Source organism: Shewanella litoralis (assembly GCF_009828585.1).
Classification (GTDB): Bacteria; Pseudomonadota; Gammaproteobacteria; order Enterobacterales; family Shewanellaceae; genus Shewanella; species Shewanella litoralis.
Genome location: NZ_WSRZ01000014.1, coordinates 1 through 22,005, shown reverse-complemented (window position 1 = coordinate 22,005; position 22,005 = coordinate 1). Strand labels below are relative to the sequence as shown.

The 22,005-nt window shown below is 42.1% G+C and carries 18 protein-coding genes and 1 pseudogene; 12 read left to right on the top strand and 7 right to left on the bottom strand.

Annotated features, from left to right (window positions below; genetic code table 11):
* The first annotated feature begins 89 nt into the window (after nucleotides 1-89).
* On the top strand, nucleotides 90-1,046 hold the full coding sequence (locus tag GQA99_RS12250) for a hypothetical protein (protein WP_160054169.1): 957 nt from the start codon (nucleotides 90-92) through the stop codon (nucleotides 1,044-1,046).
* A 483-nt stretch (nucleotides 1,047-1,529) separates the two neighbouring features.
* On the opposite strand, the gene GQA99_RS12245 is transcribed toward GQA99_RS12250, so the two are convergent.
* Nucleotides 1,530-2,816, bottom strand: coding sequence for a citrate synthase (locus GQA99_RS12245; protein ID WP_160054168.1), 1,287 nt, complete (start codon nucleotides 2,814-2,816; stop codon nucleotides 1,530-1,532).
* Nucleotides 2,817-3,226: 410 nt separating this feature from the next.
* Here GQA99_RS12245 and sdhC point away from each other — a divergent pair, with 410 nt between their 5' ends.
* The 9 genes from sdhC (at nucleotide 3,227) to GQA99_RS12200 (ending at nucleotide 13,810) form a co-directional block, all read left to right on the top strand.
* Nucleotides 3,227-3,622: a succinate dehydrogenase cytochrome b556 subunit gene (sdhC, locus tag GQA99_RS12240; protein WP_160054167.1), complete on the top strand. Its 396-nt coding sequence runs from the start codon at nucleotides 3,227-3,229 to the stop codon at nucleotides 3,620-3,622.
* Nucleotides 3,616-3,963 (top strand): succinate dehydrogenase, hydrophobic membrane anchor protein, encoded by a 348-nt coding sequence (gene sdhD, locus GQA99_RS12235; RefSeq protein ID WP_160054166.1) that lies wholly within the window; start codon nucleotides 3,616-3,618, stop codon nucleotides 3,961-3,963. Before sdhC ends, sdhD begins: the two co-directional genes overlap by 7 nt.
* On the top strand, nucleotides 3,964-5,730 hold the full coding sequence (gene sdhA / locus GQA99_RS12230) for a succinate dehydrogenase flavoprotein subunit (RefSeq protein ID WP_160054165.1): 1,767 nt from the start codon (nucleotides 3,964-3,966) through the stop codon (nucleotides 5,728-5,730).
* A 16-nt stretch (nucleotides 5,731-5,746) separates the two neighbouring features.
* A complete protein-coding gene (locus tag GQA99_RS12225; protein ID WP_160054164.1) occupies nucleotides 5,747-6,454 on the top strand; it encodes a succinate dehydrogenase iron-sulfur subunit in 708 nt (235 codons plus the stop codon).
* A 201-nt stretch (nucleotides 6,455-6,655) separates the two neighbouring features.
* On the top strand, nucleotides 6,656-9,478 hold the full coding sequence (sucA, locus tag GQA99_RS12220) for a 2-oxoglutarate dehydrogenase E1 component (RefSeq protein ID WP_160054163.1): 2,823 nt from the start codon (nucleotides 6,656-6,658) through the stop codon (nucleotides 9,476-9,478).
* A gap of 29 nt (nucleotides 9,479-9,507) precedes the next feature.
* A complete protein-coding gene (gene odhB, locus GQA99_RS12215; protein ID WP_160054162.1) occupies nucleotides 9,508-10,698 on the top strand; it encodes a 2-oxoglutarate dehydrogenase complex dihydrolipoyllysine-residue succinyltransferase in 1,191 nt (396 codons plus the stop codon).
* Between the two features lie 75 nt (nucleotides 10,699-10,773).
* On the top strand, nucleotides 10,774-11,940 hold the full coding sequence (sucC, locus tag GQA99_RS12210; protein WP_160054161.1) for an ADP-forming succinate--CoA ligase subunit beta: 1,167 nt from the start codon (nucleotides 10,774-10,776) through the stop codon (nucleotides 11,938-11,940).
* Nucleotides 11,940-12,812, top strand: a complete 873-nt coding sequence (gene sucD, locus GQA99_RS12205; RefSeq protein WP_160054160.1) for a succinate--CoA ligase subunit alpha — start codon at nucleotides 11,940-11,942, stop codon at nucleotides 12,810-12,812. The genes sucC and sucD overlap by 1 nt, the downstream gene beginning before the upstream one ends.
* A 71-nt stretch (nucleotides 12,813-12,883) precedes the next feature.
* Nucleotides 12,884-13,810 carry an AEC family transporter gene (locus GQA99_RS12200; protein ID WP_160054265.1) on the top strand — a complete coding sequence of 309 codons (927 nt, stop codon included), beginning with the start codon at nucleotides 12,884-12,886 and terminating at the stop codon, nucleotides 13,808-13,810.
* Between the two features lie 74 nt (nucleotides 13,811-13,884).
* Here GQA99_RS12200 and fur read toward each other — a convergent pair whose 3' ends face one another.
* Complete coding sequence (fur, locus tag GQA99_RS12195; protein ID WP_160054264.1) at nucleotides 13,885-14,316, bottom strand: ferric iron uptake transcriptional regulator; 432 nt, start codon at nucleotides 14,314-14,316, stop codon at nucleotides 13,885-13,887.
* Between the two features lie 346 nt (nucleotides 14,317-14,662).
* Between fur and cobB the strand changes: the two genes are divergently transcribed.
* Nucleotides 14,663-15,397: a Sir2 family NAD+-dependent deacetylase gene (gene cobB, locus GQA99_RS12190; protein ID WP_160054159.1), complete on the top strand. Its 735-nt coding sequence runs from the start codon at nucleotides 14,663-14,665 to the stop codon at nucleotides 15,395-15,397.
* A complete protein-coding gene (locus GQA99_RS12185; RefSeq protein ID WP_160054263.1) occupies nucleotides 15,390-15,863 on the top strand; it encodes an ATP-binding protein in 474 nt (157 codons plus the stop codon). The genes cobB and GQA99_RS12185 overlap by 8 nt, the downstream gene beginning before the upstream one ends.
* Before the next feature lie 58 nt (nucleotides 15,864-15,921).
* On the opposite strand, the gene GQA99_RS12180 is transcribed toward GQA99_RS12185, so the two are convergent.
* From GQA99_RS12180 to GQA99_RS12160, 5 genes and pseudogenes are all read right to left on the bottom strand, one after another.
* Nucleotides 15,922-18,021 (bottom strand): bifunctional 2',3'-cyclic-nucleotide 2'-phosphodiesterase/3'-nucleotidase, encoded by a 2,100-nt coding sequence (locus GQA99_RS12180; protein ID WP_160054158.1) that lies wholly within the window; start codon nucleotides 18,019-18,021, stop codon nucleotides 15,922-15,924.
* 510 nt (nucleotides 18,022-18,531) lie between these two features.
* Nucleotides 18,532-18,927, bottom strand: coding sequence for a type 2 periplasmic-binding domain-containing protein (locus tag GQA99_RS12175; protein WP_160054157.1), 396 nt, complete (start codon nucleotides 18,925-18,927; stop codon nucleotides 18,532-18,534).
* Between the two features lie 11 nt (nucleotides 18,928-18,938).
* On the bottom strand, nucleotides 18,939-20,159 hold the full coding sequence (locus GQA99_RS12170; protein ID WP_160054156.1) for a hypothetical protein: 1,221 nt from the start codon (nucleotides 20,157-20,159) through the stop codon (nucleotides 18,939-18,941).
* Nucleotides 20,160-20,234: 75 nt separating this feature from the next.
* Nucleotides 20,235-21,638: pseudogene (locus GQA99_RS12165) on the bottom strand (methyl-accepting chemotaxis protein); the annotation flags it as partial.
* A 22-nt stretch (nucleotides 21,639-21,660) separates the two neighbouring features.
* Nucleotides 21,661-22,005, bottom strand: a 345-nt coding sequence (locus GQA99_RS12160; RefSeq protein WP_160054155.1) for an ISAs1 family transposase, incomplete at its 5' end; no start/stop codon positions are given.

Below are 22,005 nucleotides of genomic sequence, written 5' to 3'. Positions count from 1 at the left end.
CAACGTAAAGGAATACTATGCACGATATATTTGGCGAAGTTAGACGCGAATTTTACACTCAAACAATCAAGGAGTAGTTAGGTTGGATTGTGGGGACATTTCTGCTTGTCGTGTTGATTAAATGGTTTGCTCAACAATATGACGTTCCTGAATTTGAGTTTCATGTCTGGGTTTCAGCAACGCTTTATCTCTGGTATGTCTCGACTATTAGCTTATTAATCGGTAGCACCTACTTTATAGCCCGTAATGCTCAAACTATGTTAGAGAGGCGAGCAACACACCCTCAAAAGCCCGACAGTATTGATTTAACCAATGATTTGGTCAGAGTAAAAAAAATCAAGATTAAAGCCGCGACTATTGCCGTCGTTGCACATCTTATTAATGCCGGTCTTGTTTACTTTGTCACAGGCCACGTGCCTGGCATGACGTCTGAATATCAATTGTATGCTGTGATAGGTGTGTTTGCGATAGCAGCCATTAAACCTGCGATGTTAGCGGTAAATGCGGTTCGAATGGAAATTTTTGGCATGATTGAAGAAGCGGATTACCCACAACAATCTGTTGCTGATTTATGGCGAGTGGTGAATGACTTTAACGACTATGAAGAACGATTAGAAAAAGTATTTGAACGCATAGAAGAGGCCAAGCAGGAGTTTAGCAGTGAAAAAGAGGTTGCGATTTCTGATATTGTTGAGAAATTAACAGTATATAAGACAGAATTACACGCGGTATTTGATGAAAAAATAACACTTTTCTCATCATCAGATAGCGCAAGAGAAGCAGCTTATCATGCGTTAAAAGAAGCGCAGGCACCACTCAGTAAAGAAGTCTGTAAAATATTGGCGGAACTGCAAAACTTACAAAGCTTTGTGATTGATTTGCGTGATAAAAATATCAAGGGAGAGCAATTGATGTCAGCATTAAAAGAGTTTGGCATTGAGTCATTGGCTGATTTAAATGTGAGTTTTCAAAAATCGATAGTGACGCATAATCCTCCCTTACGAAGTGTGCCATCGCCAATAGTAGATGAAGGCATACCTAGCTAAAAACGTCTGATTTTTATAGTTCGATTGAGTGATGATGACGGTGCGTTACAGGTACGCATCTGCTTTAACTATGGCTTCAGTGTTATACCCTATACAATGCGCGTGTCGAAGCTAAGGTCTTGTAACAGCCAATTGTTCCCGTTGTTGAAGATGGTACGGTAATACTTAATCACTGTGGTACATCACATGCTCAGTCTTCCTCATTAATTTATATGCAATTTACACCACTTTGACAGCCGATAATAATGCCAATCTAACAGGTTTCTGGATGATTGCAGTTTGATGTTGAGTTGTCTTTATCAAGTGATACTGTTGTGTTGAGATTAACTAAGAGCAATTTAGAGGGGAGTTATTCTGAATTAGGTTAGCAATCATTAGAGGTATTTAACGTTGATTTATTCACTACGATAATAATCAGTCACATCCAAACTTAGATAACAAAAAAGCGCCTTTCGGCGCTTTTTTAGTTGGTTAATCAGGTGATTAACGCTTATCAACGCTCACAAAATCACGCGCAGACTCGCCAGTGTATAACTGACGTGGACGGCTGATTTTATGGCCTGGTTGATCTAACATTTCTTTCCAATGTGAAATCCAACCAACAGTACGTGACAGTGCAAATAACACTGTGAACATATCGTTAGGGATACCAATGGCTTTCATGATGATACCAGAGTAGAAATCAACGTTCGGGTATAGCTTCTTAGAGATGAAGTATTCATCTTCAAGGGCAATACGCTCAAGTTCCATTGCTACGTCTAATAATGGGTCAACCACTTTAAGTTCTTTAAGGACTTCATGACAGGTTTCACGCATCACTTTAGCGCGAGGGTCGAAGTTCTTATAAACACGATGGCCAAAGCCCATTAGACGGAATGGATCGTTTTTGTCTTTCGCTTTCGCGATAAACTCAGGAATGCGATCAACACTGCCGATTTCTTCTAACATTTCTAAGCAAGCTTCGTTAGCACCACCATGAGCGGGCCCCCATAACGAAGCAATACCTGCTGCGATACACGCAAATGGATTTGCACCTGAAGATCCAGCTAAACGGACAGTAGATGTTGATGCATTTTGCTCATGATCAGCATGCAATACAAAAATACGTTCCATTGCTTTTTCAACGACTGGGTTGACTTTGTACTCTTCACACGGAGTAGCAAACATCATCGACAGGAAGTTACCCGCATAACTTAAATCGTTACGAGGATAAATAAATGGTTGTCCCGTTGAGTACTTGTAGCACATCGCTGCAATTGTCGGCATTTTCGACACTAGGCGGTAAGCTGCAATTTCACGATGCTTTGGATTGTTCACATCAAGCGAGTCTTGATAGAAAGCAGATAATGCACCGGTTACACCACATAGCATTGCCATTGGGTGTGCGTCACGACGGAAGCCTCTGAAGAAGAATGCAATTTGCTCATGTACCATAGTGTGTTCTTTCACTGTGGCAACAAATTGTTCGTAATCAACTTTCGACGGTAATTCACCGTAAAGGAGCAAGTAGCATAAATCTAAATAGGTCGATTCGGTTGCTAGCTGTTCAATCGGGTATCCACGATGCAACAAAATGCCTTTATCACCATCGATATAGGTAATTGCTGACTCGCAAGATGCAGTCGCTAAAAAGCCTGGATCAAAGGTGAAATAACCTTTCTTTCCAAGTGTGCTAATGTCGATTACATCAAAACCTTCAGTACCTTTTTTGATCGGTAGGTCGATTGAATCGTTTCCTGGTAACTCTAATTTGGCTATATTATCAGCCATACCCCGTTCTCCTTACGTCATTCTTATCTATGAGTGCGGCATGTTAAGCGGACATTACTGTACAGTGAATGTGGATCACAGATCAATTTAAATAAGCGTTTAAATTTGTTAGACCATGGTATATGTCCGCGCAAAACCGCTCTGCGCTTGCATTAGAATAAAAAATTACTAAAAAAACTTATTTTGCATAATGTGAGGTTTGTATTTGACAATTCCCGCGAGTATACTTGCCTGCGTCCCTAAGGGAGACCAACGTCACAGTTTAGAAATGATGAATTTACGAACTAAATAGTGATTTCTCAACTGATTAAGATGTGTGAGAGTAGTCTGTTTTTTGTTTAATACTGTTATGCCGAATGTCGACATTGTCCATTAAGCAAAAAATAGACACATAACAAAAATAATGCTCAATGGAGCTGAGTGAGCAGAACGTGAAAAAGCAAAGACCTGTCCATCTAGACCTGCAAACGATTCGCTTTCCTGCAACAGCGATCGCGTCAATCCTACACCGCATTTCCGGTGTCATCATGCTATTTGCTATTGGTATTCTTCTTTGGTTGTTAAATTCAACTTTAACATCAGCAGAAGGTTTCGCTAGCGTACAATCCTTGTTTGATAGTTTCGTGATGAAGTTCATCCTCTGGGGAATTCTAACCGCGTTGGGTTATCACTTATTAGGTGGCATTCGCCATTTAGTGATGGATACTGGTCGTTGGGAAGAGTTAACGTCGGGTGTCGCATCAGCTAAGGCCACGTTTGCATTAGCAGCGGTCTTATCAATCATAGCGGGGATTTGGGTATGGTAACAAACGCAGCAAGTTTTGGACGCAGTGGTGTTCATGACTATATTTTATTACGCGCAAGCGCTGTGATTCTCGCTTGTTATACTATTTTTTTAGTAGGCTTTATCGCGTGTAGTGCCCCGTTAACCTTCGAGATTTGGAGTGGCTTATTTAGTTCACTACCAATGAAAGTGTTTACCCTAATAACGCTCATTGCTTTACTTATCCATGCTTGGATTGGTGTATGGCAAGTGTTGACTGATTATGTCAAGCACACTGCGTTACGTGGTGTATTACAGTTTACCTTTGTTGTGGTCGCGTTTAGTTATTTAGCGTCAGGCATTGTAATAGTGTGGGGTGTTTAAGTGAGTATTCCAGTACGCGAATTTGATGCAATCGTGATCGGCGCTGGTGGCGCTGGTATGCGTGCAGCATTACAGATTTCTAAAGAAGGTAAAAGCTGTGCGCTTTTATCAAAAGTGTTTCCAACTCGTTCACATACTGTATCTGCTCAAGGTGGTATCACCGTAGCATTAGGTAATGCGCACGAAGATCATTGGGAACAGCACATGTACGATACGGTTAAAGGTTCTGATTTTATCGGTGACCAAGAAGCCATTGAGTTTATGTGTCAAACCGGTCCAGAAGCGATTATCGAACTCGAGCAAATGGGTTTACCATTCTCACGTTTTGAGAATGGTACTATTTATCAGCGTCCTTTTGGTGGTCAATCGCGTAACTTTGGTGGTGAGCAAGCGGCACGTACTGCTGCTGCGGCTGACCGTACAGGTCATGCGTTGCTTCATTGTCTTTACCAACAAAACGTTAAGCATAAAACAGATGTATATTCTGAATGGTATGCTTTAGATCTCGTTAAAAACGAAGACGGCGTGGTTGTCGGTTGTACTGCAATTGAAATCGAGACCGGTGAAATTGTTTACTTCAAAGCTAAAGCGACAATTTTAGCCACTGGTGGTGCAGGGCGTATTTACGCATCAACCACCAATGCTCACATTAACACTGGTGATGGTGTTGGTATGGCGGCACGCGCTGGTGTTCAGTTGCAAGACATGGAAATGTGGCAGTTCCACCCGACGGGTATTGCTGGCGCAGGTGTTTTGGTAACAGAAGGTTGTCGTGGTGAAGGTGGATACCTTTTAAACAAAGACGGCGAACGTTTCATGGAACGTTATGCACCAAACGCGAAAGATTTAGCATCTCGTGACGTGGTAGCACGTTCAATGATGACTGAAATCCGTGAAGGTCGTGGTTTAGATGGTCCTTTAGGTCCTCACTGTTTGCTTAAACTTGATCATTTAGGTAAAGAAACTTTAGAAGCGCGTCTTCCTGGTGTATGTGAATTATCACGTACATTCGCGCATATCGATCCGGCCGATGGTCCAATTCCTGTGTTACCAACTTGTCATTATATGATGGGTGGCTTACCGACTAAGGTAAGTGGTCAGGTTATTCGTAAGAATGATGATGGTTCTGAGCAGGATGTATTAGGTTTATTTGCTGTAGGTGAGATTGCTTGTGTATCTGTACACGGTGCAAACCGCTTAGGTGGTAACTCATTACTCGATTTAGTGGTGTTTGGTCGTGCTGCAGGTCAGCATTTAGGTAAAGCATTAGATGCGACTCCTGATCCAAAAGCTGCGTCTGACGTAGAAATAAATGCATCACTTGCCCGTCTTAATCGTTGGGAAAGCAACAAAGACGGTGAAGAGCCAGCGGTTATCCGTAAAGATCTTCAATTGTGTATGCAATTAAATTTCTCTGTTTTCCGCAGTGGTGATGCCATGGCAGAAGGTTTAGAACAGCTTCAAGCAATTCAAAAGCGTCTTGAAAATGCCAAGTTATCTGATAACTCAAAAGAATTTAATACTCAACGTATTGAATGTTTAGAGCTCGATAATTTAATGGCAACGGCGCTAGCGACTGCATATGCAGCTAACTTCCGTACTGAAAGCCGCGGCGCGCATTCTCGTGAAGATTATTTAGAACGTGATGACGACAACTGGTTATGCCACAGCTTATTTGACCCTGTCACTAAAGCTATGAGCAAGCGAGATGTCAACATGGCACCTAAATTACGTGAAGCGTTCCCACCTAAGAAACGTACCTACTAAGGCAGGAGTTGCAAAGATGAAATTAACATTTGCATTGTATCGTTATAATCCTGATGTAGATACCAAGCCTTACATGAAGGATTACACCTTAGAAGTGCCTGATGGCTCTGATATGATGGTGTTAGATGCGTTAATTAAACTGAAAGAACAAGACCCAACGCTTGCGTTTCGTCGTTCATGCCGTGAAGGTGTGTGTGGTTCTGACGGTTTAAATATGAATGGTAAAAACGGTTTAGCGTGTATCACGCCATTATCTACCTTAAAAGGTAAGAAAATTGAAATCCGTCCTTTACCAGGCATGCCGGTTGTTCGTGATTTGGTTGTAGACTTAACCCAATTCTACAAGCAATACGAAAAAATTAAGCCTTATCTGATTAATGATGAAAAGGCACCAGCTCGTGAACATTTACAATCACCTGAAGAGCGTGCTCATTTAGATGGTTTATATGAATGTATCATGTGTGCATGTTGTTCTACTGCTTGTCCATCTTTCTGGTGGAACCCTGATAAATTTATCGGACCAAGTGGTTTATTACATGCTTACCGTTTCTTGATTGACAGCCGCGACACGGCCACTGAAGAGCGTTTATCTGAACTAGATGATGCTTACAGCGTGTTCCGTTGCCATGGCATCATGAACTGCGTTGATGTTTGTCCTAAAGGATTAAACCCAACAAAAGCGATTGGTCACATTAAGTCAATGTTGCTTAAGCGAGCTGTTTAATGCACGAAGTAGAGCAAAATAATATTATTTGTTAAGCTCGATTAAGAGTCATCTTCATTATGGGGATGGCTCTTTTGTGTGTTTATGTAAGACCTTCTGCAATTATCTTGTTAAGATAATTTCAGACTACGTGTGAATAACCCTGCTTATTCACTGTTATGTTTATGGCTAGCACGTGTATCAAGTTTGAAAGGAATAACAATGCACCAAGGCATCATGAAAGCCTGGCTCGAATCATCACATTTAAGTGGTGCTAACTCGACCTACGTAGAAGAGATGTATGAAGCCTATCAAGAAGATCCTCAATCAGTGACTGCTGATTGGCAGCTTGTTTTTGATAATCTCCCGCCCGTGAACGGTGCCTCAGTTGAAGTACCCGAAGCCGCCCACTCTAAAGTTCGAGACTACTTCCGTAGTTTAGCCCTTGAAAGTCGCTTTAAAGGCGCTGCTCGCGTTAGCGATCCTGAGCTAGATGCGAAACAAGTTAAAGTGCTTCAGCTCATTAACGCTCACCGTTTCCGTGGTCACCAAAACGCAAACCTTGATCCATTAGGATTGTGGAAGCGTGAATCGGTTCAAGAGTTAGATCCTGCTTACCACGGCTTAACAGCTGAAGACATGCAGCGTGAGTTTAATACGGGTTCGTTTGCCTTAGGCGGCGAAACCATGAAGCTTGCTGACATTATCCATGCACTAAAATCTACCTATTGCGGGTCGATTGGTGCGGAATATATGCACATCACTGACACCGATGAGAAACGTTGGATCCAACAACGTCTTGAGCCAACATTAGGTAAAGCCAAATACGATAACGCGGTTAAGAAGCGTATTCTTGAAGGCTTAAACGCAGCAGAAGGCATGGAAAAATACCTTGGTGCTAAGTTTCCTGGTGCGAAGCGCTTTTCTCTTGAAGGTGGTGATGCACTAGTCCCAATGATGCGCGAAATTATTTATCGTGCAGGTGAAGCGGGTACTAAAGAAATTGTTGTGGGCATGGCTCACCGTGGCCGCTTAAACCTACTCATTAACATTTTAGGTAAGCGTCCTGCAGAACTGTTTGACGAATTTGCGGGTAAGCATGCAGATACTCATGGTTCAGGTGACGTTAAATATCACCAAGGTTTCTCATCAGATTTTGAAACGCCAGGTGGCAATGTCCATTTAGCGTTAGCCTTTAACCCATCTCATCTAGAGATCGTAAATCCTGTGGTTATTGGTTCGGTGCGTGCCCGTCAAGATCGCCGCGGTTGTAAAGATGGCCTGCAAGTGATGCCAATTACTATCCATGGTGACTCGGCAATTACCGGCCAGGGTATTGTCCAAGAGACATTTAACATGTCTCAAACTCGTGGCTTTACAGTGGGCGGAAGTATCCGCATCGTTGTGAATAACCAGGTGGGCTTTACGACCTCTAACCATGCTGATGTTCGTTCTACAGAATACTGTACTGACATCGCTAAAATGGTTCAGGCACCTATTTTCCACGTTAATTCTGATGATCCAGAAGCTGTAGCGTTTATTTCTCAGCTGGCTGTTGATTACCGTAACGAATTTAAACGTGATGTTGTGATTGATTTAGTGTGTTATCGCCGTCATGGCCATAACGAAGCGGATGAGCCTAGTGCAACACAGCCGTTAATGTATGCAAAAATCAAAAAGCATCAAACGCCACGTAAAATTTACGCTGACAAACTGATCGCTGAAAACAGCATCCCTGCTGATGAAGTGACCGGTTTAATTAACCATTACCGTGATGCATTAGATGCCGGTGATTGTGTCGTGAAAGAATGGCGTCCTATGACGTTACACACAGTTGACTGGACACCTTACTTAAATCGCGAATGGGATGAAGATTACGCCAGTGCCATGAGCATGGAGCGCTTACAGAACCTTGCCGATAAAATGGTGGATATTCCTGAAGGTCATTCATTGCAGTCTCGCGTTGCTAAAATTTATGGCGACCGCGTAGCAATGGCAAAAGGTGAGAAGTTATTGGATTGGGGTTTCGCCGAAACCTTAGCCTATGCATCTATCCTTGAAGACAAAAAGCGTGTGCGAATTACCGGTCAAGATTCTGGTCGCGGTACATTCTTCCATCGTCATGCGGTATTGCATAACCAAAAAGATGGCACTACTTATTTACCACTGCGTAACGTGGCAGACGATCAAGCGCCAATTGATATTACTGATTCAGTTTTATCTGAAGCATCAGTACTTGCGTTTGAGTATGGCTATGCGACAGCAGAACCCGGCGGATTAACCATTTGGGAAGCGCAGTTTGGTGACTTTGTTAACTGTGCTCAAGTGGTAATCGATCAGTTCTTATCATCTGGTGAGCAAAAGTGGGGCCGCTTATGTGGTCTAACAATGTTGCTTCCGCATGGTTATGAAGGCCAAGGCCCTGAGCATTCTAGTGCCCGTTTAGAGCGTTTCTTACAATTATGTGCTAACCATAATATGCAGGTGTGTGTACCTTCAACACCGGCACAGGTTTACCACATGTTACGTCGTCAAGTTGTTCGACCAATGCGTCGTCCACTCGTTGTGATGTCACCAAAATCGTTATTACGTCACCCATTAGCAGTGTCAAGTTTAGAAGAGCTTGCTGAAGGGACGTTCCAAAACATTATTGGTGAAATCGATACTCTCGATGCCAGTAAAGTTGACCGTGTAGTGTTTTGTAGCGGTAAAGTTTACTTCGAGTTACTTGAAAAACGTCGTAAAGAAAATATCAACAATATCGCCATTATTCGTGTTGAGCAGTTGTACCCGTTCCCTGATGTGGAAATGCGTGCAGCACTAGAAACATATCAACATGTTAAAGATTTTGTTTGGTGTCAGGAAGAGCCACAAAACCAGGGTGCCTGGTACTGTAGCCAACATCACTTCTGGGCTAACATTCCTGCCGGCGCTCAATTAACTTATGCCGGTCGTGAAGCGTCAGCTGCACCAGCATGTGGTTATCCAGCGTTGCACGTGCACCAGCAAGAATCATTAGTGAATAGCGCATTAAAACTGTCGTAATAGATAATTTATATAAAGGGAAGCTTTCAATGAGTATCGAAATTAAGGTACCCGTATTACCAGAATCAGTTGCAGATGCAACGATTGCTACTTGGCATGTAAAACCTGGTGAAGCGGTCACTCGCGATCAAAACTTAGTTGATATCGAGACTGATAAAGTTGTATTAGAAGTGGTTGCGCCAGAAGACGGTTCTATTTCTGAATTGTTATTCCAAGAAGGCGACACGGTTTTAGGCGAGCAAGTTATTGCTAAGTTTGTTGCAGGTGTTGTGTCTGGTCAAGAAGTGACTAAAGCAGAAGCTCAAGCTCCTGCAGCAGCTAGCGACGCGGCAAGTGATGAGTCAAGCGATGCGTTAAGCCCTTCTGTTCGTCGTTTAATTGCGGAGCATAATCTTGATGCTGCCAAAATTAAAGGCACAGGTATTGGTGGACGCATTACTAAAGAAGACGTTGAAGCATTCGTTAAGTCTGCTCCTGCGAAAGCCGCTCCAGCTGCTGCACCAGTTGCACCGCTAGAAGGTCGTAGCGAAAAGCGTGTTCCAATGACTCGTTTACGTAAAACCATTGCAACTCGTTTGTTAGAAGCTAAAAACTCAACAGCAATGTTAACCACGTTTAACGAAGTTAACATGAAGCCAATTATGGATATCCGTAAGCAGTATCAAGATGTGTTTGAAAAGCGTCATGGTATCCGTTTAGGCTTTATGTCTTTCTACATTAAAGCGGTAACTGAAGCGCTAAAACGTTTCCCAGAAGTTAACGCTTCTATTGACGGTGATGACATTGTTTATCACAACTACTTTGATATCAGCATTGCAGTATCAACACCTCGCGGATTGGTTACCCCAGTTTTGCGTGATACTGATACCATGAACTTAGCTGAAATCGAAAAAGCGGTTCGTGATTTAGCGATTAAAGGCCGTGACGGTAAATTATCTGTTGCAGACATGACTGGCGGTAACTTCACTGTGACTAACGGTGGTGTATTTGGTTCGCTAATGTCGACGCCAATTTTAAATCTGCCACAAAGTGCAATCTTAGGCATGCATGCCATTAAAGATCGCCCAATGGCAGTTAATGGTCAGGTTGAAATCCTGCCTATGATGTACCTAGCACTCTCTTATGACCATCGTATTGTTGATGGCCGTGAGTCAGTTGGCTTCTTAGTCGCGATTAAAGACTTCTTAGAAGATCCAACTCGTCTACTACTTGATCTATAAGTCAGTAGATACACCCTCGTCGCTGGCTCACAGTGAGCCAGTTGGATTTGATTAGAAGTATATGGATAGATCATCATGAATTTGCATGAGTATCAGGCAAAATCTTTATTTGCCGAATATGGTTTACCAGTCTCTGAAGGCTTTGCATGTGATACTGCTCAAGAAGCAGTAGAAGCAGCTGGCCACATTGGCGGAGATTTATGGGTTGTTAAGTGTCAAGTACACGCCGGCGGCCGCGGTAAAGCGGGTGGCGTTAAAGTGACCGGCAATAAAGACGAAATCAGAGCTTTCGCTGAAAACTGGTTAGGCAAGAATTTAGTGACGTACCAGACTGACGCTAAAGGTCAGCCAGTGGCTAAAATTCTAGTTGAAAGCTGTACTGACATCGCTAACGAATTGTACCTAGGTGCAGTTGTTGACCGTAGCACACGTCGTGTTGTGTTTATGGCATCGACTGAAGGTGGTGTTGATATTGAAACTGTCGCTGAAAAAACGCCAGAGCTTATCCACACAGCGATTATCGATCCGTTAACAGGTCCTCAAGCTTACCAAGCTCGCGACCTTGGCTTCAAGTTAGGTTTAAACCCAACTCAAATGAAGCAGTTCACTAAGATCTTTATGGGTCTTGCGAACATGTTTAACGACCATGATTTTGCCTTATTAGAAATCAACCCACTTGTTATCACAACTGAAGGTAACCTTCACTGTTTAGATGGCAAAATTGGTATTGATGGTAATGCATTATTCCGTCAACCAAAAATCAAAGCGATGCACGATCCATCTCAAGATGACGCTCGTGAAGCGCACGCAGCTAAGTTTGAATTAAACTATGTTGCTTTAGATGGCAACGTAGGTTGTATGGTTAACGGTGCTGGCCTAGCAATGGGCACAATGGACATCGTAAACCTACACGGCGGCAAGCCAGCTAACTTCCTAGACGTTGGCGGTGGAGCAACGAAAGAACGTGTTGCAGAAGCATTTAAGATCATTCTTTCTGACAGCAATGTTAAAGCAGTATTGGTTAACATCTTCGGTGGTATCGTACGTTGCGATATGATCGCTGAAGGTATTATCGGTGCAGTTAAAGAAGTTGGCGTTAAAGTGCCAGTTGTTGTTCGTCTTGAAGGTACTAACGCCGAATTAGGTCGTGAAGTATTGGCTAAATCTGGTCTTGATATCATCGCGGCAACAAGTCTAACTGACGCGGCTGAGCAAGTTGTTAAAGCTGCGGAGGGCAAATAATGTCTGTTTTAATTAACAAAGATACCAAGGTAATCTGTCAAGGATTTACTGGTGGTCAGGGTACTTTCCACTCTGAACAGGCGATCGCTTATGGCACGCAAATGGTGGGTGGTGTTTCTCCTGGTAAAGGTGGTCAAACTCACTTAGGTCTTCCAGTGTTCAACACTGTTAAAGATGCTGTAGCAGCAACAGGTGCAACTGCAACTGTTATCTACGTACCAGCACCATTTTGTAAAGACGCAATCCTTGAAGCAATCGATGCTGGCCTTGAGCTAATCGTTTGTATCACTGAAGGCATCCCGACACTTGACATGTTACAAGTGAAAGTGAAGCTAGAAGAAACGGGTACTCGCATGATCGGTCCTAACTGCCCAGGTGTTATTACGCCTGGTGAATGTAAGATTGGTATTATGCCTGGTCACATTCACTTACCTGGAAAAGTCGGTATTGTTTCACGCTCTGGTACCTTAACGTACGAAGCGGTTAAGCAAACAACTGATGAAGGTTTCGGCCAATCTACTTGTGTAGGTATCGGTGGCGACCCAATTCCTGGTACTAACTTCATCGACGTATTGGAAATGTTCCAAAACGATCCACAGACTGAAGCGATTGTGATGATCGGTGAAATCGGTGGTAATGCTGAAGAAGAAGCAGCTGCTTACATCAAAGCACACGTAACTAAGCCTGTTGTATCTTACATTGCTGGTGTTACTGCACCAGAAGGTAAGCGCATGGGCCATGCTGGCGCAATTATCGCTGGCGGTAAAGGTACTGCTGAAGACAAGTTTGCGGCTCTTGAAGCTGCAGGCGTAACTACTGTTCGCTCTTTAGCTGACATTGGTAAAGCACTGCGTACTAAAACTGGCTGGTAATACACTTGCTAGTGACTTAATAAAAGGCGCCTCGGCGCCTTTTTTATTGCTCTTTTATGTGGATGTTAATGATGGCCATAGTAAATATTATTTTTCCGATTATGTTTATGGTTACACTTGGCTATGGTCTTACTCGCGTAGGCTTTTTTAGTAAAGAACATATTGCAGGGATAAGTAAATTTACCTTTTATGTCAGTATTCCTGCGTTTTTATTTACCAATATGTTAGCCGCGCCATTAGCACAAAGTATTGATCCGTATTCGTTACTCGCTTTCTATATACCGGTGTTATTGGTATTTGTTATTGGCTATCAAATTAATCGCTATATTGGCCCTATAACACAGCGTAATAGTGATGCCAGCGCCATTTATGCGTTAGGCTGCAGTTATTCTAATACTGTAATTGTCGGCTTGCCTGTTATTACTGCTGCGCTCGGTAAAGCAATGATTGGTTCAATATTTATGATCATTACTTTCCACAGTGCATTTCTATTTGCGTTGACTTTTGTATTGGCCGCTCGCTCGCAACAGCAGGGTTTTTCGTGGCGAAACTTTAGCCGTTCTATGGTGTTAAATCCGGTGGTATTAAGTATCAGCCTTGGAATTATCGCCAATGGTTTAACTATTAAATTAGGTGAGCAACTTGATGATGGCTTAGCCTTATTAGCCAAGCCTGCGCTTGCATGTGCTTTATTTGTGTTAGGTGCCAATCTGAGTTTTTATCGAATAGGAGATAACTGGCGTCTTGCCTTAATCGCGAGTGGGTTGAAAATACTCTTATTACCCGCTCTGGTTTATGTGATGGCGGCGATAGTGTGTCAATTACCTGCGCAAAATACCATGATGTTAGTTTTGTTAAGTGCTTCACCGCTTGGCGTCAATGCCTACCTGATTGCGACTGAGGTTAAACAACATCAAGCAACGTTAGGCAGTACAGTGGTGTTATCGACATTGTTATCGGTGTTGAGTTTTAGTTTGTGGTTAACCTGGTTAACCTAGTTAATTTAGCGTGGGCTAAATAATAGGCAATAAAAAACCAGCAACGATGCTGGTTCTTTTACAACACAAACAGATTATTCGTCTGCGTGATCACAAGTGTCGTTAGTGCAGTGACCATAAAGGTACAAGCTGTGGTGAGTGAGTTTAATATTATGACGCATCGCAATTTCGTCTTGGCGACGTTCAATGACTTCATCGGTAAACTCAATAACCTTGTCACAGGTTAAACACACCAAATGATCATGATGTTGCTGTGTCGACATTTCAAACACGGCTTTACCACTTTCAAAGTGATGACGATTTAAAATACCGGCATCATCAAACTGATTGAGTACACGATATACCGTTGCTAAGCCAATTTCTTCGCCAATTTCGAGTAATTTTTTATATAAATCTTCAGCACTGATATGTTGGTTAGCTGGGTCTTGCATCAGTTCTAGAATTTTAACTCGCGGCAGGGTTATTTTTAATCCGGCTTTTTTGAGCGCTTGATTTCCATCTGTCATTGCTAATCTCTTGATTGCAGAACCCATCGGTTCATCGGTGGATAATCTAATCATTATATGTCCTGAATTTAAAAACATAAACCTCTTAACGCGCTTAATCAACTTATATGCAGATTATTTAGTAAAACACGCACTTATGTTAATCGTATTTGCGTTAAATCACTAAAATCGGCGCAATAAACTTACTTATACTAAGGGATTATTGCACTCTACAAGCAATACGATAGGATGGAATGAGTCGCAAAATACCCAAGTAAGTTGTAAATATTGCTATCGGTTTATAATGATAATATGCAATAAAGTGTTACTGTTACATCAGCAATATTAGAATAATAAAGGACTAAACATGTACCGGCAAATTGTGGTACTGACCGGCGCGGGGATTTCAGCTGAGTCAGGGATTAAAACGTTTAGAGATCAACATGGGTTATGGGAAGAGCATCACATTGAAGATGTCGCCACTCCAGAAGGTTATGCTCGCGATATTGAGTTAGTAGAGCGGTTTTATAATACCCGCTGGCAACAACTGCATGGTGGTGGAGTAGAGCCTAATGCTGCCCATGTAGCGCTGGCAAAACTTGAAGATGAGTTTGACGGTGAGTTATTAGTGATAACTCAAAATGTTGACGACTTGCATGAACGTGCAGGCTCACGCCGTTTATTACACATGCACGGTGAACTCTCAAAGGGCCGCTGCCCACAGTCTTTACAAACGTTTATATTACGTGAACCTTTTGGTGTAGATAATTGCTGCACTTGTTGTATTCCTGCACGCCGTTTACGTCCTCATATTGTGTGGTTTGGTGAAATGCCATTTGGCATGGACAGAATTCACGATGCACTCGACCGCTGTGATTTGTTTATTGCCATCGGTACATCGGGGACTGTTTATCCGGCGGCCGGTTTTGTTGATTCAGCAAACCACCATGGTGCACAAACGGTTGAAGTGAATTTGCTTGCAGCAGACAGACACAGCCAATTTCAGTACCACTTCATGGGGAATGCAGGTGAAATAGTACCGCAATTAGTTGAGCAAATTTTAGCGGGGAAGGTGATTGGCAGTGACTCAACCAATGAATAAACTGACATCCGCAACGCCCCATCCCAACGTTGCCATTATTATGCGCGGTCTGCCTGGCAGCGGTAAATCATATTGGGTGGAACAATACATTAATGCGCTAGGCATTGAGCAGTCTTTACACATTAGGCAATACGGTTATTTTTCCACGGACGATTATTTCCTGGAAAATGGCGAATACAGATTTAATCCACAAAAGTTAGCGCAATATCATCAAGCTAATTTAACTGCTTTTATTCAGGCGATGTCTCATGGTGAACCTGTGGTTATTTGCGATAATACTAATGTTGCTAAATGGGAATATATGGCTTATGACGCTGCGGCAAGGGCATTAGGGTATCAGGTGAGAGTGGTGTTAGTCGGTCAACCTAAAGATGCGCAGCATCAACAATTATGTGCTGAGCGAAATCGTCATCAGGTGCCGTTAGGGCATATCCAAAAAATGGGACATTTATTTGAAGTAGAATGATTTGTAGAGGCAATAAAAAAGGCGCAGTTAGCGCCTTTTTGGTGTCTTAGCGTTAGGTTTACTGAGCCGTGACAGGGGTTGTTAAGTCAATGCTATAGATAGCAAAACCAGCAACCACATCCGCCGTTAACGGTAATTTAACCATTTTACGTTGTTGATTTTCAGCAACAAACTTATCAGCAACTTCACTGTCTTGGGTTTCAAAACGGATATCTAATGCAACAGTCGCATTGTCGATTGTTTTAAAGTCCCAGTTGTAATCTGCAGATGGGTCAACCATGGCATCATAACCGCCTGTGGCATTAGGTTGTGACTCGTCAGTGATATAAGCAGACAATGCATCACGGTTAGTGTCAGGTAGTTCAAGCACAACGTGATCAGAGCCCGTGCCTGCAAATGATCCACCAAATGCGCGGTAGTTATTTGATGCCACAACAAATGACATCGCGGCTAACTCGTCACCAGTAATCACAGTGCCGTCTGGTGTAGTGTACGCTAAGTCAACAATACGATTGGCATCAGCATTAACAACTGCGCAGCTACGATCAAACTTGCTTGGCTGAGTGACGTCAATTTTGTAGGTTAAGCCATCGATAACATCGAAATTATACGTTGGGTGACCAGCACGGTTAATCAAGTTTTGTGGTGTGCTGACCGTAGGGTCAATTTGGTTAAATTGGTTGGCAGAACATTCAAGCCAATCTTTTAACTCTGCACCGGTGGCTTTCACTGCAACCATAGTATTTGGGTATAAATATAAATCAGCGGCATTTTTATAAGACAGGTTGCCAGCATCAACTTGTACATATTGGCTTGCATCACCTGCTGCATAACGTCCACCGGCTTTAAACGGTGCAGATGCAGATAGGATAGGCAGGTCCTTCAAATCATCAGTAATTAATGCTTTAACGCGTGCAATCTGAGCATTTGATACAATTTGAACGGTTGGATCATCTTGTACTAATGTTAAGAAGCTATACATGTCTGCTGCTGCAACACCAATAGGTTGGCTGACGTATTCTATAGTGCCATTATGTTCAACTTCGATTGCATCACGTAAGCTGTCTTCACCAGTAACTAATTCAACTTTATTCGTATTGTCATAAATTGGACGGGCAATGGCGGTTGATTCTTCATGAATAACAGTCCATTTACCTTCAACTTGACGCACAACTAAATCAACCACACCAAGGTTATCACCCCAACGACCTGGCATAACAGCTGGTACGCCGTTTAATAGGCCTTTTTCAACGTCAGTGTTTGGTAAATCGCTATATGTTGCAGAAGGGAACACAGAGTGGCTATGACCAAAGAAAATAGCATCGATACCGTCAACGTTTGTTAATGCATATGTTGCGTTTTCTGCCCATGGGTCGCCTGGGTTTTCGCTTGAACCGATACCAGAATGCGGAATCGCTAAAATAATATCAGCGCCTTCTGCTTTCATTTGTGGCACAAATTTATTCGCTGCTTGAACAATGCCTAATACTTCAACTTTACCGTCTAAGTTTGCTTTGTCCCATTGTAAAATCTGCGGTGGAACAAATCCGATATAACCAATTTTAATGGTGTGCTCATTACCGTCTACGTCAGTGACGACTTTCTCTTTGATGATATACGGAGTGAACATGTTTTCATTAAATAATACATCATCCCAGCAACCGTCTTTGTCAGCACAAATAACGTTGGCATTAATATAAGGGAAGTTGGCACCGTCTAACGATTGTTCTAGAAATGATAAGCCATAGTTAAATTCGTGGTTACCGATATTACCGACTTCATAGTCAAGTGTGTTCATTGCTTTGTAAACAGGGTGAGTATCGGTCAGCATGTTGCTATCAGTTTTAAACTTATTTGCAATATAATCGCCCATTGGGCTGCCTTGTAATAAGTCACCATTATCAACTAACACTGAGTTAGTGACTTCAGCACGTGCAGCATTAATTAGGCTGGCGGTGCGCACTAAACCAATGGTTTTATCTTCTTTACCAGAGTAATAGTTGTAATCCATCATATTGGTGTGTAAGTCAGTGGTTTCCATTACGCGCAGTTTAATGTCCGCAGCCACTGTGTCTTTATTATCGTTATCATCTGATCCGCAACCACCTAGCCCCAGTGCGCCAGCGATAACAACAGCAAGTACTTTTTTATTTAACATAATTATCTCTCTTTTTATTTGACCCCGGGGCACAGTGTGTCATTTGCCCCTAACGTAGCGTTAACATCATTTACCTATTTTGATAATAAAATGAAAACACGGTCGTGATTATAAGCATAATTCATGAATAAATTGTGATGAAACGCTAAATTAAATTGATTAATAAGTGAGAGTGCTCAATTGTTAAGCGTAATTAGTGATATTTATAACATTAAGATGATTATTTTTATTGGATTTAATATGAGCGAATACAAATATATGTTTGTAATTCATAATTGATTGTGAATTTAAAACATTTAAATGCGGACGTTGAGTTGTTAAGTATTCATAAATATCGCGTAAGTATTCTAATGCTTAATATATTGTTTTTTTTGGTTAGCGTTCATCGAAAACATAATATTTAATATATGAACGTCAAACAAATAATGTAAGCGTTTTCATTAGGAAATAAAAAACCGAGTAACATAGTCGTTACTCGGTTTATTTTAATATATTTAATGCCAAATTATATTATGGTTTTAAAATCACTTTTACCGTAGCATCAACATCCGCTTCGTCAATATAACCAATGGCATTAGGATTGCTGGCAACAGCTGATTTCATTGCAGCTGCGCTAGGCACCGTTGCCGGTGGGTTACCTTTACCGGTAAAAACCTGTTTTGACCAAAATGCTTTAAGCTGGGCATCTGACTTACCGGTAACAGCCTGATGAAACGCACTGCGCGTTGCATTGCCTTCTTCAAGCTCATATACCACAACAGATGAGTCGCCTTTACCTAAAAAGGCTTTCTTGGCATCACTTGCTGACATATCGCCAGAAGCTGTGTTACCAATAACCACTACGGCAGCGTTAGCTGAAACAATCGCAGACAGGCTTAGTGCTAATACAGTGAATAACGTTTTCATTTCGACACTCCTTAGAATACTGCGTCAAATTTAACGGTGTAGATTAAGGTGTCATCATATATAATTTGACCTGTATTAGAATCAACATTATTGAGGAACCCACCAGAGGTGTCACCAAAGTCATCAGCGTAAGTCACATCAAATTTAACCGCGACGTTATCGATTGCGTCCCAACGTAAACCCAGGCTGTATGCCATACGCTCAGCATTAAAGGCAAGCATTTGGGTTGCAGCCGCTACTGATATAGGTAAACGCTCGTCATTGTCCTGAGTTTTCATGTAGGCGACAGTCACGTAAGGCGTAAACTCTTTAATGCGGTAACCTAATGTTAAATAACCTGAATCACTATCAGGGTAAGCAGCATCAACTTCAATACGGGTCCATTCTGTAATCGCGATAACTTCACCGTTATCATAACTTGCACCGACTCCCGTGAAAGTACCTTTCTCGTCATTGAGTTCTAAAACGGTGTAATCTGCTTGGGTTATCACACCCGGTGCTAATTCAACGTCTACTTCACTTTTCACGCTACCATCAAGCTGAGCTTGGCCGTATACCGCACGTAAAGTCCATGTTTCATCTGTCCAGCTGACGTTTGCACCAATCAAATTACTGACTTCAGTGCCAGTGCTTTTAACTTTAGATTCGCCACCAAACATTTGCATCGTTAGGGTTGAGTCATCAAAATCAACATCATATGATGCACCCGCACCTGTGTATGACGAGAATGGCACGGCACCGTAAACTTCTTCTGGAGGACGTGCAAAAGGTTGTGCGTAGCCAACATCTAAATAGTCTGAATACATGTATAAAGGCACGCGAAGTTTACCACCACGAAGCTTGACACCATTTTCAAAACGGTGTGCTAAATAAGCCCATTCCGCTTCAACTTCCCAGTCATATTCGCCACGCATCATTAACTGCAACACCGCTTGAGTGCGGTCAGAAATATCGAATGTGGCTTGTAAACCCACTTTGCTGTCTTCACTGAAGTTTGCACTCGTGTCAGCACTGTTATAGCCAGCGTCATTGTCTGAACTAATATAAGCACCACTAATAAAACCATTAAGTTTAACTTTATCTTTTAGGCTTGCATTTTGCTGTGATTGTAACGCTTGAACTTGTTGCTCTAACTTGGCGATTTTCGCATCTGCTGCATCGTCAGCCAGGGCAATACTCGGCGCCATTGCAATCGATATTGCGACAGGCAACGCTTTTAAATTAAATTTCATGTTGTCACTCCTGGTTATTACTCATCATTCACCCAATGGGTTCATTTTATAATAGATATTACCGTTACAATGTACTCAAACCTTAAATTGGTTTGTAATAGATTGCAGTTTTTCACTTATGTTTTGGATATCAACGCTTATTCCGCCCATATCCGTTGTTGTCGCCCTGACTTTTTGCGCACTGTTTTCCATCTCTGCCACATATTGCTGAATTAATACTGAGGTATTATGTTGCTCTTCTGTGGCTGCAGCAATTTGATCGTTTACTTCTGCAATTGCACTGACTTTATTAGTAATACTGGTTAAGGCATCACCTGCTGTTGAGGTTGATTGAACCCCTTTGTCAGCCGTTTCAATACCGCGCTGCATCGCATCAACCGCTTGTTTAGACGTGGTTGTAAGCTCTTTTAACACTTTTTGAATTTCTTGAGTCGATGTTTGTGTCCGTGAGGCGAGTGTTCTCACTTCATCAGCGACAACCGCAAACCCTCGACCATGCTCACCGGCTCTTGCCGCTTCAATTGCCGCATTTAATGCTAATAAGTTTGTTTGGTCAGCAATACTGCGAATGGTGTCAAGAATACCGTTCACTTTATGAGTGAATGCATCTAATTGATTAACCACTACCGCAGTAGTTTGCACTTCTTCTGCTAAAGTTTTTATGGTGTTCACTGCGTCATTGACGATCGTAAACCCTTTCTTGGCTTCGGTATTGGCGTTTTCAGCTTCTAATGCTGCACTTGATGCATATTCTGCAATATGAGTGACACTGACAAACATCTCTTTCATCGCATGCGAGATTTGTTCAATTGCCGCATTTTGCTGTTCTACATTCAATTCGCTTTGCTGACTGCCATTTAATAATCCTAGCGCCACTTCATTTAAGTGCTCAGTTGTGTGCTTTGTATCGGCAATAGATGATTGAAGTTTAGTAATAAATTGATTAAACCAGTAAACAAGTTCAGCAATTTCATCTTTACCTTGATATTGGATTCGAGAGCGTAAATCGCCTTCACCTTCAGAGATATTTCTTAGAGACTGAGTCACATTATCAATGGTACTGATAATAGAGCGATTAACGAGTAACCCGACAGCTATCATCACAATAGTTGCAATAATACCAATGAGTAATAGGCTATTTTCAGCTTGTTCTGTACTGGATATTGTAGTTTGAATTTCTTGTTCAAATTGCTTTGAGTAAGCTTGTTTCTTTTCGAGAAATTGTTTTACTAACCCTTGATAGCGCTTGGCGTTGTCAGCTGCTTGAGTTTGTATTTTACTAAAGTCGACATCGTCTTTGATGAATTCAGCAGCGAGAATCCTCGCATTGTCATGATATAGCGCTAATTCACGTTTTTGTTGTTGAACATAGCTCAGCTCTGTTGGCAGCAAAACAGCTAACTCGGTTAAGTTGTCGGTTATATCTTTCACCATGGTTGTTGCAATATCTAAACTGTCTTCTTCACCTGTGGTAATGGCAGGGCAACCGCATGAGTGTTCATTAATTAGCCATGTCACTGAATCCAGCTTGTAATACTGCTTCTAAGTATGCTGTTTTCATCCAGGCTCGTTTTTGTTTAGCTGGTATGCTTCCCTTTGAAGGTTCGCTTCTAAGCATATTTAATGCGGCTTGGCGTAACATAGCCCAATTTTCAGCACCATGGTCTTGATAAATTTGGCAAGCATCCTCACCCATACAGACATCTAACACCCAATGCAGACTATTTTCTACAGCCCAATGAGCACGCACCGCTTCAGCGAGTTGCAGCTCTGTCAGTTCAGCGGAACTGATATGGTAACGATACATTAGCTCAGGCGCTTTTCCTTTTTGCTGACGAAAGCTCAT